The sequence below is a fragment of the Corynebacterium halotolerans genome, assembly GCF_050107895.1.
Lineage (GTDB): Bacteria > Actinomycetota > Actinomycetes > Mycobacteriales > Mycobacteriaceae > Corynebacterium > Corynebacterium halotolerans_B.
Map to the genome: position 1 here is coordinate 266,383 of NZ_JBNILW010000001.1, position 15,448 is coordinate 281,830.

Below are 15,448 nucleotides of genomic sequence, written 5' to 3' on the forward strand. Positions count from 1 at the left end.
GCAGGTTAAACGGGCGTCGCCCGGGCCCTACCCGGAGATGAAACCTTGATGGCCGGAGGGTGAACCTGCAGGACATTCTCAGGGTGATCTCACCCTCGCCCTGCGGAATGAGGAAAACTTCATTAGAAACTTACCGGTAGACAAGATTTTCCATCCCGGTATTTTCAGGAGTTTCACGTGTCCCACTCACGCCGCCGCGGTCAGTTCCGCAGCGCCCTCACCGCCGCAGCCACCGCCAGTGCCCTGGTGGTCTGCCTGGCCCCCAGCGCGGCAGCGCAGGACCACAGCACCGACACCACCGTCAATTTCTCGGTGTCCAATATCACTGACTTCCACGGCCACATCGAGCAGGTCGTCGACACCGGAGATGATGGGGTGCCGGGCACCGCGGATGACACGGTGACCGAGGCCGGCGCCGCCACCATCGCGGGCATGGTTGACCGGCTCCGCGCCGCCGAGGGCATTGACGGACACATCCACACCACCTCCGGTGACAATGTCGGCGGCTCGGCCTTTACCTCCGCGCTGCTCGATGATGAGCCGACCCTCGAGGTACTCAATGAGATGGGCGTCGATGTCTCCGCGGTGGGCAACCACGAGTTCGACCAGGGATACGAGGACCTGATCGGCCGCATCTCGGAGAACTCCGACTACCCGATTCTGGGCGCCAATGTCACCGTTGAGGACGGCCGTGAGGAACTGGATGCCTACGATATCCAGACCATCACCGACGAGGCCGGTAACTCCGTGGATGTCGCCTTCATCGGCACCGTCACGCAGAGCACCGCCGACAAGGTCTCCCCGTCGGCGGTGGAGGGCATCACCTTCGCAAACCCCTGGGAGGTGACCAACCGCATCGCGGCTGAGCTCTCCGATGACGATGAGGGCAACGGCGAAGCTGACGTGGTCATCGCGTTGCTGCATGAGGGCACCGAGCCGGGCCAGTTCACCGAGGATGTGGACGTCGTGTTCGCCGGTGACACCCACGTGCAGGACTCCGAGTGGGAGGGGGAGCAGCCCATCGTGCTGCAGAACCTCGAGTACGGCAAGCTGATGTCCAACGTCAGGTTCAGCTTCGACACCGAAACCGAAGAGGTGTCCATGGAACCGGCTGTCTACACCGCTGATGAGATGGCCACCCTGGCCGAGCCGCATGCTGAGGTCCAGGCCACCGTCGATGCGGCTGTGGTGAAGGCAGAGTCGGCCGGTGCCGAGGTGGTCGCCGAGCTCGAGCACTCCTTCACCCGCGGGGCACGGGGAGAGGAGGGCCCCGGTTCCAACCGGGGGGTCGAGTCCACGCTGAACAACCTCATCGCCGAGGCTCAGCGTTCCTACCTGGAAGACTTCACCGGGGTGGAAATGGACCTGGGACTGATGAACGCCGGTGGCGTCCGCGCCGACCTGGCAGCGGGTGACGTCACCTACAAGGAGGCGTTCGATGTCCAGCCCTTCGGCAATGACCTGATGTACGGCACGTTGACCGGGGCGGATATCCTCACGGCACTGGAGCAGCAGTGGCAGGACCCGGCGGCCGGGCGCCCACGTCTGGCACTCGGGGTGTCCGACAACTTCTCCTACAGCTATGACCCTACCGCCCCCGACGGGGAGCGCGTCATCCAGGCCACCATCGACGGTGTGCCGCTCGACCCGAATGCGGACTACCAGGTTGCGGCCTCCACCTTCCTCTTTGAGAGCGGCGACGGCTTCACCGCCCTGCAGAACGCCAGGAACTCCCAGAATGTGGGTGTCGTCGACGTGACCGCCTTCATTGACTACCTCAGTTCCACTGAGAACGTCGAGCCGCGCTGGGGACAGAGCGATGTGGGTGTTTCGATCGACGGCGACGTCGTCGCCGGAGAAACCGTCACCGTGGACCTGGAGTCCCTGATCTACACCATCGATCCAACGGCTACTCAGGTCACCGTCAGAATTGGCGACGCGGAAGCTTCCGCCCCGATCGATGTCACGGTTCTCGATGACGAATACGGAACATCGGGCAGAGCCAGCGTCGACATCACCGTCCCGGAAGACTTCTCCGGAGCCGGCGAGATGACGGTCACCACTGACGCCGGCACCGAGGTCGGCGTGCCGCTCGTCGAGTCTGAAGCCCCGTCCGACAACTCCGGCAGCACCCCGGGTTCCTCTGCAGAAGCTGGCCCGATCGGCGCTGTCGTTGCCGCTATCGCTGCGCTGGCCGGCGCTCTCGGATTGGCCAACGTCTTCTCCGGAGGGCAGCTGCTGGCTGATTTCCAGGACACCGTCCAGCGCGAGATCAACCGGTTGCTGAGCTGAGGAGACGGCAGAAAAAACTGACGGTCCGATCGTCCTGACGCATAGCCGGCCACGCCGGTGACACTGGTCCCCATGGCTTTTCCCGGTCATGGGGACCAGTCATGCACGATGCGGGCAGGACGTCAGATCAGCTCCCGGGAAGAGCACCGCAACAATGCCATGAGCTGACGATCACCGATCCGAGGAGTTCCCTCTCCGGTCCTGGCCCGGCAGCTGTCCGAAAGGCCATGACCAGACGCGCGTGACCCGCCAGTGGGAGGTTCAACAAGGGCATCACCGCACGAAAGCGACGACGACAACAGCCGCCTTCCCTCGTAGATCGAGGGAAGGCGGCTGTATTAGTGCTTCAGAGCAGTCCGTGCATCTCCCGCAGGGTGCAGCTCATGCGTGAAGACTTAGTTGAAGTTGCGCTCCATGAAGACGAAGACAGTGGACAGAGCACCGATGATGGCGGTGAACACAGCGACCCAGTCGCGGATTTGGCCCGGATCGACTTTGCCATCATCGTCAGAGGAACCGCCAAAGAATCCCTCGGAGGAGCCTTCCTCCGGCTCCGGGGTGTTGTCGTCACTATCGTCGTTGGTTTCACCGTCAGTGTCGTCACCATCGCCGACGTTTTCGCCACCGGTGTTGTCCTCACCTTCACCGGTGTTGCTTTCCTCGTTGGAGCTATCGTCCTCAGTGGCCTCCTGGGTGGCATTCACGTCAGCCTGGGAGGGGGTCTGGGTTTCAGCGTTTGCCGGGGCAACCAGGACGCCGGAGACGAGGGCAGCGGAGGTGACGGCAGCGACGAGGCTCTTGCGGGAGAACAGCTTCATGGAAATCTTTCCTTTTCGACAGATCAACGGAGACGAGACAAACGTTAATCTTTATAGAAGTGTTGCGCAACCCATTCAAGGGATATTCTTAAGTACAACTTTGGGCATTCACCAGCAGAAATCCGAAAAACTCCCCGAGTGGGAAAGTCACCCTAAGGTCACATTGCCCCAACAGTCACTCCAGGCACACTTCGGCGAAATTCAGGGAGACTCAGGTGGGGCGGGAGCCGCAATAAGAAACCCCGCTCTCACCAACCCGTTCGGGGGCGAGAGCGGGGTAAGGGGGAGTGGTGGGGCGACCTGAAACCGGCTGCTCCACTCACAACTAGGCGATATCCGCGCTTTCGATGCGGACCTCTTCGGCAGGGGCGCCATCAGCGGCGCCACCTTCCACGCCCGCCTCGGCGACGCCGTCGAGCGTGGCCAGACCCTCCTCTGTGATCTGTCCGAAGTAGGTGTACTGCGGAGGCAGGGGAGAGTCTTCGTAGTTGAGGAAGAACTGGGAACCGTTGGTGTCCGCGCCGGCGTTGGCCATGGCGATCGAGCCACGGGGGTAGATGACCGGGGTGTCGGCGTCCTCGGCCTCATCGGTCGGGTATTCGTTGGCGAACTGGAAGCCCGGGCCACCGGAACCGGTGCCGGTCGGGTCGCCGCACTGCAGGACGAAGATGCCGGAGGTGGTCAGGCGGTGGCACACGGTGTCGTCGTAATAGTCGGTCTCCACCAGGTGCTCGATGGCGTTGACGGTGCACGGCGCGGTTGAGCGGTCCAGTTCCATGCCGATGGGACCCTGGTTGGTGTTCAGGTCCACGTTGAGCGTGCCGGTCGCGGGTACGTCCTCGGTCTGCTCGGGCGGGGTGGCGTCGTTCGCGGCCTCACCGGCGGCCTCGTAGGTGCAGGAGACGGTATCGGGCAGCGGCTCGGTGCGCTCCATCGCCAGCAGCTCGTAGTCCGGGGTCTCGGGGGTGGACGGGGCGGTGCTGGATTCCTCGGCGGTGACCTGCTCGTCCTCACCGGTCTGCGTCGTGGCGAACCAGATGCCGCCGACAACCACCACGATCGCCGCTGCGGCAGCGACCACAGTCTTCAACGGGCCGGTCTTTTCCTTCCGGTCCCGGCTGCGCAGTTCCTTCTCCAGCTTGCCGAGCGCCTGCTCACCGCGCTCCTTGTTTGTGCTCAACGTGTCATTCCCTTGTCTGCCGTGGGCGGTGGACTGTGTCACGATCCCCCGTGGCGTAGTCGGTACGGGTATCGGCTCCGCCACATTGTACCGGTCAAGCATCCGGAACCCGGAGGTGGCGGCCGTCCCTGGCGATCGGGCTCCGTTTCACCCCCGACTCCTGCTTGTGGCGGGGTCACAGAAACACACATATTCTCGGGGCATGGCAACAACCAATTTCCAGCAAGACCCTGTCCAGACCTCCGGCGAGCTACCCGCAGTGGGAGACACCCTCCCGGACTTCACCCTCGTGGGTACCGATCTCGCGGAATTTTCCGCCGCTGACTTCTCGGGCCAGCGCATTGTGCTGAACGTGTTCCCGTCGGTGGACACCGGCGTCTGTGCGGCTTCCGTGCGTCGCTTCAACGAGCTGGCCGCGGGCCTGGAGAACACCGCCGTCATCTGCGCCTCCCACGATCTGCCGATGGCACTGGGCCGTTTCTGCGGTGCCGAGGGCCTCGAGAACGTCATCTCCGGCTCCGGCTTCCGCACCTCCTTCGGGGAGGATTACGGCCTGGTTCTCAAGGGCAGTCCGCTCAAGGGGCTGCTGGCCCGGGCCGTGATCGTGGTTGACGAGGCCGGCAAGGTCGCCCACGTCGAGCTCGTCGACGAGATCACCACCGAGCCGGATTACGACGCCGCGCTCGCCGCCCTGCAGTAACCCTCACCGTCTCCGGGTGCCGCACGGGCCGTCGCCAAGCGGGCCCCCAGTCCCCGGTTAGACTGTGCGCATGCAGATTTCGGGTTTCGCCGCAGGTCCCTACAAGACGAACTGTTACCTTCTGGCCCATGAGGGCCGGGCGGTGGTCATTGACCCCGGCATGCACACCCACGACCGGGTCGTCGATTTTCTCGCCCAGGATTCACTGAGCCTGGACAAGATCGTGCTCACTCACGGCCACATCGACCACACCCGTGACGCCGGGCAACTTGCCCGGCGTTTCAACGTTCCCGTCCACCTGCACGCGGCGGATCATTTCATGCTGGAAAGCGGCGGCGTCTCTGAGAAGGCCGCCGTGCTCTTCGACATGGCCGGCATGACCCCGATCCCGGATCTGCGCGAGCTTGTGCCCGGGGAGAACCTTGACCTGGTGGGAGAGAGCTTCGCCGTGTCCCACGCGCCGGGGCATTCCCCGGGTTCCGTGCTGCTGCACACCGATCAGCTGTGCTTCTCCGGGGATGTCCTGTTCCAGGGCGCCATCGGGCGCACCGATCTCATGGGGTCCGATCCGGACGCGATGATCACCAGCCTGCGCACCCGGGTCCTCACCCTGGCAGATCAGGTGCGCGTGCTCCCCGGGCACGGTGGGCTGACGACGATGCGGGCCGAACGCGCCGAGAACCCCTTCCTGAAGGGACTGACTCCGGCATGACCGGCTGGTCACGCTAAAGTTGTCCAGGTGAGCAAAGAACAGAAGTTCAAGGCCCTGTCCGCCCCCAAGGGAGTACCGGACTATGTTCCGCCGGTCTCGCCGAAATTCCTCGCCGTCCGTGAGGAATTCATCAACCAGGCGCACCTGGCGGGCTACCAGCACATCGAGCTGCCGATCTTCGAGGACACTGCGCTGTTCGCCCGGGGAGTCGGTGAGTCCACGGATGTGGTCAGCAAGGAGATGTACACCTTTGCCGACCGTGGTGACCGCTCCGTCACCCTCCGCCCCGAAGGCACCGCCGGTGTCGTGCGGTCCGTGATCGAGCACAGCCTGGATCGCGGCCAGCTGCCCGTCAAGCTCAACTACGCCGGCCCCTTCTTCCGCTATGAGCGGCCCCAGGCCGGTCGTTACCGGCAGCTGCAGCAGGTCGGGGTGGAGGCGATCGGCATCGACGACCCGGCCCTCGACGCCGAGGTCATCGCCCTGGCCGACCGCAGCTACCGCAGCCTGGGGCTGCGGCAGTTCCGCCTGGAGCTGACCAGCCTCGGCGACCACAACTGCCGCCCCGGCTACCGGGACAAGCTCCAGGAGTTCCTCTTCGCCCTGGCGTTGGACGAGGACACCCGCCGCCGCGCGGCGATCAACCCGCTGCGGGTGCTCGACGACAAGCGCCCGGAGGTCCGCGAGCTGACCGCTGACGCCCCGCTCATGCTCGACCACCTCTGCGACGAATGCCGCGAACACTTTGAAACGGTCACCGGACTGCTCCAGGATCTCGGTGTCCCGTACGAGATCAACCCGCGGATGGTGCGCGGCCTGGACTACTACACCAAGACCACCTTCGAGTTCGTCCACGACGGGCTGGGCGCTCAGTCCGGTATCGGCGGCGGCGGCCGTTACGACGGACTGATGGCGGTGCTGGGTGGCCAGGATCTGTCCGGCATCGGCTACGGGCTCGGCGTGGACCGTACTCTGCTGGCCCTGGAGGCGGAAGGCGTGGATCTGTCCGAGCGCGGCGTGGACCGCCGGGTCGACGTCTTCGGCGTGGCTCTGGGCGGGGATGCGAAGAAGGCCATGGCCAAGCTGGTCAATGATCTGCGCGTGGCCGGGGTCTCCACCGACATGTCCTACGGCGACCGCGGCCTGAAGGGTGCCATGAAGGGGGCCGACCGCGCTCACGCCCGCTTCGCACTCGTACTCGGCGACCAGGAGCTCGCCGGTGGCACCGTGGCCGTCAAGAACCTGGGGGAGCACACCCAGGAAGAGGTCGCGTTGAACGAGGTCCTCAGGTACCTCACGGCCGCGCTCGGCTGACCCCGCTACCACCGCTTCGCGGCACACCCCGTAAAACCTCGGCATCGCCCGGTGCCCCGAGGGGCGGAGAAGCGGACGGTGAGCCAGAACCACCCCATTCCCGCGGACAGCGGGTGGGGTGGTTCTGGTGTGTGGGGAGACTTGCGGCCCAGCGGTGGCCAGTAGCGCCGCCGACGCAAAACTTGACACCACATCGTCAGCCGCACCCGGTTGTCTCCTTCGCCATAGGCCAGATGGAGAGCAGGTCACCGGAGAGGCTCAGCTAACCGAGTCGATGGCTTTCTTCGCGGTGAGCAGATTCGCACCAGTACGTTCACGGTAGGCTTTGATGGCCTTGATCGGTTGCCCTTCGGTAACGAGTGCGCGTTCCTGATCCGCCACGCCGTATTCATTGATATCGGCAGCGTCATCCCCCAGTCGTTCTTTAAGCTGGGTGATGAGTGTTTGTTGGCGCTGGACTTCCTGCTGGAGACGTTCGATTTCTCTGGCTTGATTAAACCACTTTCCCATTGCGGTCTCCTCAGATTGCGGTCTCATCAATACGTAAACGTAGATGTCAGCCTACCTCTGCCAGGCGTGGCGGTCAGGGGGCGCCGCCGTGCGGTGGACGCCCCAGGAGAATCCTATTTGCAACAGCATCGTTAGCGGGTCGGTAGTCGCCCTCGCGTATTTAGTCATCAGGAGCTGGCTGAACAAACGCCTTCTGACATCGAGAGTGTCGCACGGGGGGTATACGTAGGGTTTCAATCATCGGCCTCCGTTTTAGTAATCGGCGGATTTGGCATCAACGAACAGGAATTTATGTGAATAAGCGCCCTCGGTGGATCACCCGGACAGAAAGGCCGACTGATGTTACGGCCATCCGCGATGTCAACACTGCAGCTTTCGAGACTTCCGACGAAGCTGATCTTGTAGATACCCTGCGGCAAGACCCTGCATGGATTGACGGATTGTCCATGGTCACTACAAGCGAGGCTGGGACAGTGGTGGGACATGCTCTGCTCACACGCTGTTATATCGGTGACATCGCTGCCCTATGCCTGGCCCCCTGTGCGGTCCTCCCGGAGTATCAGCGAACCGGCGCTGGATCGGCAGTTATCCGGGCGGTGATACAAGCGGCTAGGGATTGCGGTGAGGATTTCATCGTGGTGCTGGGACATCCCGAGTATTACCCACGGTTCGGTTTCGAGCGAGCTTCGATCCACGGCATCGAGTTGACCATTGACGTTCCTGATGACGCACTGCTTGCATTGTCGCTAAACAAGGAAAAGCGTCTTCCGGCTGGTGTTGTCCGATATGCGGCACCATTCGGCATTTAGCTTGAGATCTTGGATGGATCATAGTGTCACTCCGGGACATGCCCTACTACGCTCTCGAAGTGCCGGAGTCACTTTCCTTAACGCTCAATCCTGCAAGTACTGAGCTACCCTCATCGGAATGAGACCCGACCGGTACCACCTGATTCCGGACCTCCTACTGATCCTGGTGGGTCTGGTGGGATGGTTCCTCTTTGCCTACTTCTCGGCGGAGAACCTTTTTTCGCGGATGGAACAGATACTGCCTCCCTGGGCGGATAATTTTCTCGTCCTGTTCATGATGGGCGGAGTTTTTATCGGGATGGCGGCCCTGATCCTCTCGGCACTGTTTGACGCCGGGAAATGGTGGGTCCAGGCCCTGCTGATCGCCACAGGAGTCGGCTTCTATGGAGTGGCGTGGTGGTGGTTCTGGCTGGATCGGGGCAAGCCGATCTTCTTCCATCCCGGATATCTTCTGATCATCCTGGCGGCGGGGGCCGTATTCTCCGGGCTGGTTTCGCTGGTCCCGGGCAACGGTTCCGGTTCTTCGGGACGTGGTTGCGCCGGTTCTGGCCCTTGCTGGCGATCCTGGCCCTGGTGATGGCGATTTGGGTGGGGGTGTCCAACTGGTGGGAGTCGCGTTCGGATCCGCTGCTGCGCAGCATCAGCGGACGAGACTCGGCGGCCACCGATCTCTCCTCCCTCTACGAAGGACAGTGGAACACCTGGGAGATAGCGTGTCCCAGCGAGTACCCGCAGTTCTCCCCGGAGGAGATGGGGATCCTGCTCGTCGGCCCCGGTGATCTGCATACGCTCCACCTCTACCCTCGGGAGCGCCTGGATGGCTGCACCCAGGATGTCGATCCCGGTCCCCACCCCATAAACCAGCCCCTGCTCACCGAGGGCACACAACCGGCGGTCATCGTGAATGAGCTGCCCGCCCGCCCCTAGCCTCGAATCACGTTGGTGGATCCAGGCTTAAGGACCGCGGCGTGGCCCGAGTGGGTGATAGTGTGACTTGAAGCACTTCGGCGAGCAGGGCCAACCAATGCCTGGGTCAACCGCTCCAGGCACCGTGGTCCACCTGACATCACGAGGGAGCGAGCGCATGAAAAACAGCACCGCCACGGAGGCCCGGATCACCAGTCTGCGGCGCCCCCGGGACACCGGACCGGCGCAGTTCGGTGATCGCGCGCTCGGGCCTCCGGTGCACGGCCACTATGACGTGGTGGTCATCGGCGGGGGCATCTCCGGGGTGCAGGTCGCCCGGCACGCCATCGGCCGGGGCCTGCGGACCGTCCTCTTTGAGGCGGGGGACTACTCCTGCGGGACCTCGGCCGCGACGTCGAAAATGATTCACGGCGGCCTGCGGTACCTGGAACAGCACGATTTCCTGCAGGTGCAGGAGGCCGTGAATGAGCGCCGCTATCTGGGGATCGCGGCACCGCACCTGGTGGTACCGCGCAGTTTCCTGCTCGCCGCCTATGACTGGTCCGAGCCGAAGGCCCCGACCCTGGGTGCCGGGGTGGCGTTGTACGAGGCCATGGCCCTCAAACGCAATGCTGGACTGCCGCGGGACAACCGCTCCCCGCGCCTGCGGTGGGTGGGGAAGCGGAACCTGCTCAAGCAGGTCCCCTGGTTGAACCCGGAGGGTCTCCGGGGCGCCTGGCGCCACGATGACGCCCTCAACCTGCACGCGGAACGGCTGTTGCTCGGGATACTGAAGTCTGTCGTCGCAGATGGGGGCACGGCCGTCAATCATGCGAAAGTCACCAGGATTCTCCGGGACCCCGCGCGGGCGCGGGTCACCGGCGTGGCGGTCACCGATCAGCTGACGGGGCACGTGGTGGAGGTGGCTGCATCGGTGGTCATCAATGCGGCGGGACCGTGGGCGCAGGAGGCACTGGGAGATGTTGCCGGCCAGGCGCAGATGCGCGTCCGGCAGTCCAAGGGGGTGCATCTGGTCACCGACGACCTGGGTGCCACGGCCGGAGTCTTCGTCCGGGGCAGGAACGGACACCACATCATCGTCAACCCGTGGGAGGGTCGGACCATTATCGGACCCACCGATACCCCGGTCTACGGTCCCCCGGAGCGGGCGCAGGCCACCGGGGAAGACGTCGGCCAGCTGCTCGAGACGTTTGACTCGGTCCGAGCCACCCCGCTCGACCGGGGACAGATCCGCACCACGCTGGTCGGTGTGCGGCCACTGGTGGATGACGGCAGCACCACGTACACCGCCTCGCGGCGTTTCAGCGTCAGCACTCACGCCGCGCAGGGACTGTGCGGGTTGTATTCCGTGACCGGCGGCAAGTGGACCACCGCCCGGCTGATGGGGCAGAAGGTGATGGATCAGGTAATCCGCGAACAGCGTGAACTGCTGCCGCCGGTGCGCTCCTTTGATTCCCGCTTCCTGTCCTTGAGCACGTCCTTCGGGGACTACGGCACGGTGGCTGATGCGCTCCGGGCCGCCCTGCACCGCGGCCCGGACACCGGATTGCCGGAGGCCACGCGGGTTCATCTCGCCAGGCTCTACGGGACCGAGCACGTCTCCGTGCTGGAGCTGGTTCTCGGTCAGCCGGACTTGGCGGAGCCCCTTGACCCGACCGGGCAGAGCCGGGACATCGCCGCGCAGGCGGTGTATGCGGTGACCGGTGAGGCGGCACGCACGCTTGCCGACGTCCTGGACCGCCGCCTGGTGCTCGGCACGCTCGGGGTGGTGCCGTCGCGGCGGTGCGACGCACCGCCGCGACGGTCGGCCCCCTGCTCGGCTGGGACGGGGAACGGGCCGGGGCAGAGGTGGCCGCCTACCTCACACACCAGCAGCGTGTGCAGGATGTGCTGGATGACTACCGGGGTACACCCGACCGGGTTGGCTGACGGTGGGGCACCGCGGTGCGGCGGATTCGTCGGGGCCCGGTCGTAGCCCCGCCGGCCCGGGAGGGGCGGGACCTACCGTGCCGCCCTCGCGCCGCTGGTGACGGTGCCGCGCACGACCTCGCGTGCCTCGTCGTGTTCCGGCATGGACAGGTAGCGCTCCATGCTGTCGTCGAGCTCGTTGATCCACTCGGTGTGGTGGGTCGCGGCCAACGTACCGGTCATGACCGAGTGGTACACGGCATTGCGGTAGCCCATGATGTCGTTCTTCTTGTCCTGGACCCAGCCCTTCTGGATCCTGGCCACCTCGTCCAGGTCGAACATGGGGTAGTCGGTCTGCTCGATCAGGTCCCGGACGTAGTCCACCTGGAAGTCGATCTCCTCCTCCGTGGTGGCCAGGTCGTGGAAGCGCTCACGCCATTCGCCGATGTGTTCGCGCTGCTCCTCGGGCGAGGGCAGGACAAAGCGGCCGAGGATGATGTCCCGGACAAACCAGGCCTGCGCGTCGAACATGTTGAAGGTCAGCCACTGGTCCTGGGCACCGATGTAGAACAGCCGGTTGTTCGCCTCGGCGACCACACCCCGGTAGAGGTGGTCCGGGTAGACGTTGTTCGGGGAATCCAGCGCCAGGTCGGTGGGCAGGAACGGGTAGTGGTGGAGGTAGCCGGTGCACAACACGATGGCGTCGAAGTGTTTGTTCACCCCGTTGCTGAAATAGACGGTGGAGCCGTCGATCCGGTCGATCACGGGCTGCTCTTCCATGCCCTCGGGCCAGTCATAGCCCATCGGCCTGGAGCGGTAGCTCATGGTCACCGAGCGGGCCCCCATCTTGTAGGCCTGGGAGCCGATGTCCTCGGCGGAGTAACTGCCGCCGACCATCAGGACGTCCTTGTTGGCGAAGTGTTCCGCGCCCCGGAAGCTGTGGGCGTGGACGATTTCACCGGGGAAGGACTCGATTCCCGCGAAGGTGGGGAAGTTCGGGAAGGTGAAGTGTCCCGAGCCGACCACCAGGTAGTCGAACTTATTGGTTTCGGTCCGGTTTTCCCGGAGGTCGTGGACGGTGACCGAGAAGGTCCGGGTGACATCGTCATACTCGACCCAGCGCACGGCTGTGGCGAAGCGGACCTTGTCCTTGACGTCTGAGTTTTTCAGGCGGCCGTCGATGTAGTCCCACAGGACCTCGCGCGGCGGATAGGAGGAGATCGGCTTGCCGAAGTGTTCGTCGAAGGTGTAGTCCGCGAACTCCAGGATCTCCTTGGGCCCGTTGGACCACAGGTTGCGGTACATGGAGGAGTGCACCGGCTCGCCGTAGCGGTCGGTGCCGGTGCGCCAGCTGTAGTTCCACTGGCCGCCCCAGTCGTCCTGCTTCTCATAGCAGACGATCTCCGGGATCTCGGCTCCCGCCTTCTCCGCGGACTCGAAGGCGCGCAGTAGCGCCATTCCGCTCGGTCCTGCTCCGATGATTGCGATGCGGTCAGTCAAAAATGCCTCTCCGGCCACCGTGGGCCTCATTCCTCAAGCCGCAGGATGTCCCCGAGAGTGCGAATAGAGACTTCACGCACCTTCCCGGACACCGTGCGACTGTCTCCAGTGGCCCACACCGCGGGCCACGTTCCAACTTCACTCATAACTCATGGCCCACGAAGAACCGGGGGCCTACGTGCGCGGATCAACGTTTCCTCCGGCGGCGACGGCCTTTCAGTGCGTCTGCGTCTACCGGGGTGCATCGGAACTGACTCCCCCTGGCCCGGAAGCGCCCGAAACTGGGAAAAATATGAGTATGGGCGACGACGGTCAGGCGGGGAGACAGAGGATCAGCGCGGGGGTCGGAGTCTCCGAAACCCGCCGCTGGCTCGGCCGATGGTTATCCGCAACAAATATGTACTATATCATACACATAACAGGTTGGCACAGGTGAGAGGCGGGAATGTCCGGAGAATCGTCTCTCAATCTGAGCACAGGATCGGGGGCAGCTGCTCTCGGGCAGGCCGGGGAACCCGCGGCAGGGCCTGCTGCGGTGTGAGCGACACCGTCGGCGGTCAACCGACGGTAGTGGGCCCGGCCCGGACTGTCGCGGAAACTCCTGGGTGGCGGTCAGCATTCAGTGAAGCTGACCGGGAGACCGATGTTGACGGCCAGCCCGCCGGTGGAGGTCTCCTTGTACTTGGTCAGCATGTCCCGGCCGGTTTCTGCCATGGTGCGGATGACGTCGTCGAGGGTGACGCGGTTGGTACCGTCGCCCAGGCAGGCGAGGCGAGCGGCGTTGATCGACTTGACCGCACCGATGGCGTTTCGCTCGATGCACGGGATCTGGACCAGGCCACCGACGGGGTCGCAGGTCAGGCCGAGGTTGTGCTCGAGGGCGATCTCGGCGGCGTTTTCCACCTGAGCGGGTGTCCCTCCGAGCAGCTCACACAGGCCGGCGGCTGCCATCGCCGAGGCAGATCCCACCTCACCCTGGCAGCCCACCTCGGCACCGGAGATGGAGGCGTTCTGCTTGATGATGATGCCCACGGCACCGGCGGCGAGGAGGAAGGTCCGGGCCTTGTCCTCGGTGAAGTCGAGGGTGAAGTCCCGGGCGTAGTGCAGGACGGCGGGAATGATGCCCGCCGCCCCATTGGTGGGGGCGGTGACCACGCGACCGCCTGCGGCATTTTCCTCGTTGACGGCCAGGGCGTAGAGGTTGACCCACTCCATGGCGTCCAGGCCCTCACCACGGATCGGCTGGTTGGAGGCCTGCTCCATCAGCTGGTCAAAGAGCAGCGGGGCCCGACGGGTCACGTTCAACCCGCCCGGCAGGGTGCCGGAGGCGGCGATGCCGGCGGTGACGCAGGAGCGCATGGCCCGCCAGACCTCGTCCAGGTGCTCGAGCACCGGCGTCTCACCATCATCCTGCCCCTGCATGGCCTGCTCATTGCGCAGGACGATCCCGGAAAAGCTCAGTCCGGTCCGCTCACAGTGCGCCAGGAGCTCGGCGGCGTTGTCGAAGGGGAAGGGGATGGTGTCATCGCGTTCGGCTGCGGCCGCCCCGGTCTTCATGCCACGTTCCGCCAGCTGGGTGGCCAACTCCTCACCGGAGAGGATGAATCCGCCGCCGACGGAGAAGTACTCCACCGGCTCACCCAGCCGCCCGCCGGCCGCGTTGTAGGCGGTGAAGACCAGACCGTTGGGGTGCTGGGGCAGCGCCTCGTTGTTGAACTCGATGCGGTAGTCGAGGGTCCCGCCCGGACCGCTGATGGATCCGCTGGCCGGGATGTCCGCGCCCGCCGCCGGTTCCACCTCAGCCGGCAGGGTGGCCGGATCATATCCCGCGAGCCCGAGGATCACCGCCCGGTCCGTGCCGTGGCCGCGACCGGTGGCGGAGAGGGAGCCGTGGAGGATGCCATCCACCCGCGCGGGGAACTCGCCGAGTCCGGAGACGAACGCGAGTGCCGCCCGCATGGGGCCGACGGTGTGGGATGAAGAAGGGCCGATTCCCACGCTGTAGAGGTCGGACACACTGATCATCATGCTGAGGTCCTCCTGCTGGTCCGGGAAACCCTTCCGGCTTCCGTACCCCACTGATTCTAGCGTTTAGGACTCTCCGTCGTAGCCCGCCAGCAGTTGGGAGAACGGGGTGAAGTTCTCCGTCGGGTCGGTGCCGGTCTTCCGGGGACGATGCTCCTGGTCGAGCGGTCCCGCCAACCCGTCGACTCCGGTGGTGTCCGCGACGATCAACGCGGCCAACTCGGCCGCCGCCCGGTTGCTGCGCGTCACCAGGCCGGCGCCTTCCTCGCTGCCGAAGTCATCGGTCGCGGCGAAGATGCCGGTCGGCACCACCACGGCGCGCATGTAGGTCAAAAGGGGGCGCAGGGCATAGTCCAGCACCAGCGAGTGGCGGGCCGTCCCGGCGGTGGCCGCGATGATGGTCGGCATGCCGTTCAGGGCATCCGTGTCCAGGACGTCGAAGAACAGCTTCAGTAGGCCGGTGTAGCTGGCCTTGAATACCGGGGTGACCACGATCAGGCCGTCGGCCTGGCTGACCTGACGCTTGGCCTCGTCCAGTGCCTCGGAGGAGAGACCCCCGTTGGTCATGGCGTGGGCGAGGTCAACGGCCAGGTTCTTGACCTCGATGACCTCGATCTGCAGGGTCTCGCCCCGCGCGGTCACCGCGGTGGATACCGCGTCGGCGAGCTGGTCCGCGATCGAGCGGGTGGTGGATGGGGTGGACAGGCCCGCGGAGATGACGGTCAACCTGCGCATGTGCTGCCTCCTTGAAGG

14 protein-coding genes are annotated in these 15,448 nt (G+C 64.7%); 8 read left to right on the forward strand and 6 right to left on the reverse strand.

The genetic code is table 11. The annotated features are described in order from the left end of the window. Window positions 1-177: 177 nt before the first annotated feature. Window positions 178-2,292 (forward strand): bifunctional metallophosphatase/5'-nucleotidase, encoded by a 2,115-nt coding sequence (locus ACQCVD_RS01240; protein ID WP_426821865.1) that lies wholly within the window; start codon window positions 178-180, stop codon window positions 2,290-2,292. 395 nt (window positions 2,293-2,687) lie between these two features. Here the strand turns inward: ACQCVD_RS01240 and ACQCVD_RS01245 are convergent, their stop codons facing one another. Together ACQCVD_RS01245 and ACQCVD_RS01250 are read right to left on the reverse strand one after the other, a co-directional pair. Then, the gene (locus ACQCVD_RS01245; protein ID WP_426821866.1) at window positions 2,688-3,110 is read right to left on the reverse strand and encodes a hypothetical protein; all 423 of its coding nucleotides are present in this window, start codon (window positions 3,108-3,110) and stop codon (window positions 2,688-2,690) included. Between the two features lie 325 nt (window positions 3,111-3,435). Then, window positions 3,436-4,290: a peptidylprolyl isomerase gene (locus tag ACQCVD_RS01250; RefSeq protein ID WP_426821867.1), complete on the reverse strand. Its 855-nt coding sequence runs from the start codon at window positions 4,288-4,290 to the stop codon at window positions 3,436-3,438. A 202-nt stretch (window positions 4,291-4,492) separates the two neighbouring features. On the opposite strand from ACQCVD_RS01250, the gene tpx reads away from it, so the two are divergent. The 3 genes from tpx to hisS all read left to right on the forward strand — a co-directional run bounded on the left by tpx (window position 4,493) and on the right by hisS (window position 7,016). Next, window positions 4,493-4,990: a thiol peroxidase gene (gene tpx, locus ACQCVD_RS01255; protein WP_426821868.1), complete on the forward strand. Its 498-nt coding sequence runs from the start codon at window positions 4,493-4,495 to the stop codon at window positions 4,988-4,990. A 70-nt stretch (window positions 4,991-5,060) separates the two neighbouring features. Beyond that, entirely contained in the window at window positions 5,061-5,702 is a 642-nt protein-coding gene (locus ACQCVD_RS01260; protein WP_426821869.1) for an MBL fold metallo-hydrolase, read from the forward strand. 27 nt (window positions 5,703-5,729) lie between these two features. Next, window positions 5,730-7,016 (forward strand): histidine--tRNA ligase, encoded by a 1,287-nt coding sequence (gene hisS, locus ACQCVD_RS01265; protein WP_426821870.1) that lies wholly within the window; start codon window positions 5,730-5,732, stop codon window positions 7,014-7,016. A gap of 258 nt (window positions 7,017-7,274) precedes the next feature. Here the strand turns inward: hisS and ACQCVD_RS01270 are convergent, their stop codons facing one another. Continuing rightward, entirely contained in the window at window positions 7,275-7,526 is a 252-nt protein-coding gene (locus ACQCVD_RS01270; protein WP_426821871.1) for a hypothetical protein, read from the reverse strand. A 293-nt stretch (window positions 7,527-7,819) separates the two neighbouring features. Here ACQCVD_RS01270 and ACQCVD_RS01275 point away from each other — a divergent pair, with 293 nt between their 5' ends. The 4 genes from ACQCVD_RS01275 (at window position 7,820) to ACQCVD_RS01290 (ending at window position 11,237) form a co-directional block, all read left to right on the forward strand. Then, on the forward strand, window positions 7,820-8,335 hold the full coding sequence (locus tag ACQCVD_RS01275; protein WP_426821872.1) for a GNAT family N-acetyltransferase: 516 nt from the start codon (window positions 7,820-7,822) through the stop codon (window positions 8,333-8,335). 118 nt (window positions 8,336-8,453) lie between these two features. After that, entirely contained in the window at window positions 8,454-8,912 is a 459-nt protein-coding gene (locus ACQCVD_RS01280; RefSeq protein ID WP_426821873.1) for a hypothetical protein, read from the forward strand. Beyond that, window positions 8,909-9,262, forward strand: coding sequence for a hypothetical protein (locus ACQCVD_RS01285; protein WP_426821874.1), 354 nt, complete (start codon window positions 8,909-8,911; stop codon window positions 9,260-9,262). The genes ACQCVD_RS01280 and ACQCVD_RS01285 overlap by 4 nt, the downstream gene beginning before the upstream one ends. Window positions 9,263-9,419: 157 nt before the next feature. Then, on the forward strand, window positions 9,420-11,237 hold the full coding sequence (locus tag ACQCVD_RS01290) for a glycerol-3-phosphate dehydrogenase/oxidase (protein WP_426821875.1): 1,818 nt from the start codon (window positions 9,420-9,422) through the stop codon (window positions 11,235-11,237). 26 nt (window positions 11,238-11,263) lie between these two features. On the opposite strand, the gene ACQCVD_RS01295 is transcribed toward ACQCVD_RS01290, so the two are convergent. The 3 genes from ACQCVD_RS01295 to ACQCVD_RS01305 all read right to left on the reverse strand — a co-directional run bounded on the left by ACQCVD_RS01295 (window position 11,264) and on the right by ACQCVD_RS01305 (window position 15,430). Continuing rightward, entirely contained in the window at window positions 11,264-12,700 is a 1,437-nt protein-coding gene (locus tag ACQCVD_RS01295; protein ID WP_426821876.1) for an NAD(P)-binding domain-containing protein, read from the reverse strand. A gap of 582 nt (window positions 12,701-13,282) precedes the next feature. Further along, on the reverse strand, window positions 13,283-14,698 hold the full coding sequence (locus ACQCVD_RS01300) for an L-serine ammonia-lyase (protein WP_426821877.1): 1,416 nt from the start codon (window positions 14,696-14,698) through the stop codon (window positions 13,283-13,285). A gap of 63 nt (window positions 14,699-14,761) precedes the next feature. Next, window positions 14,762-15,430 carry an FMN reductase gene (locus ACQCVD_RS01305; RefSeq protein WP_426821878.1) on the reverse strand — a complete coding sequence of 223 codons (669 nt, stop codon included), beginning with the start codon at window positions 15,428-15,430 and terminating at the stop codon, window positions 14,762-14,764. Window positions 15,431-15,448: the final 18 nt, after the last annotated feature.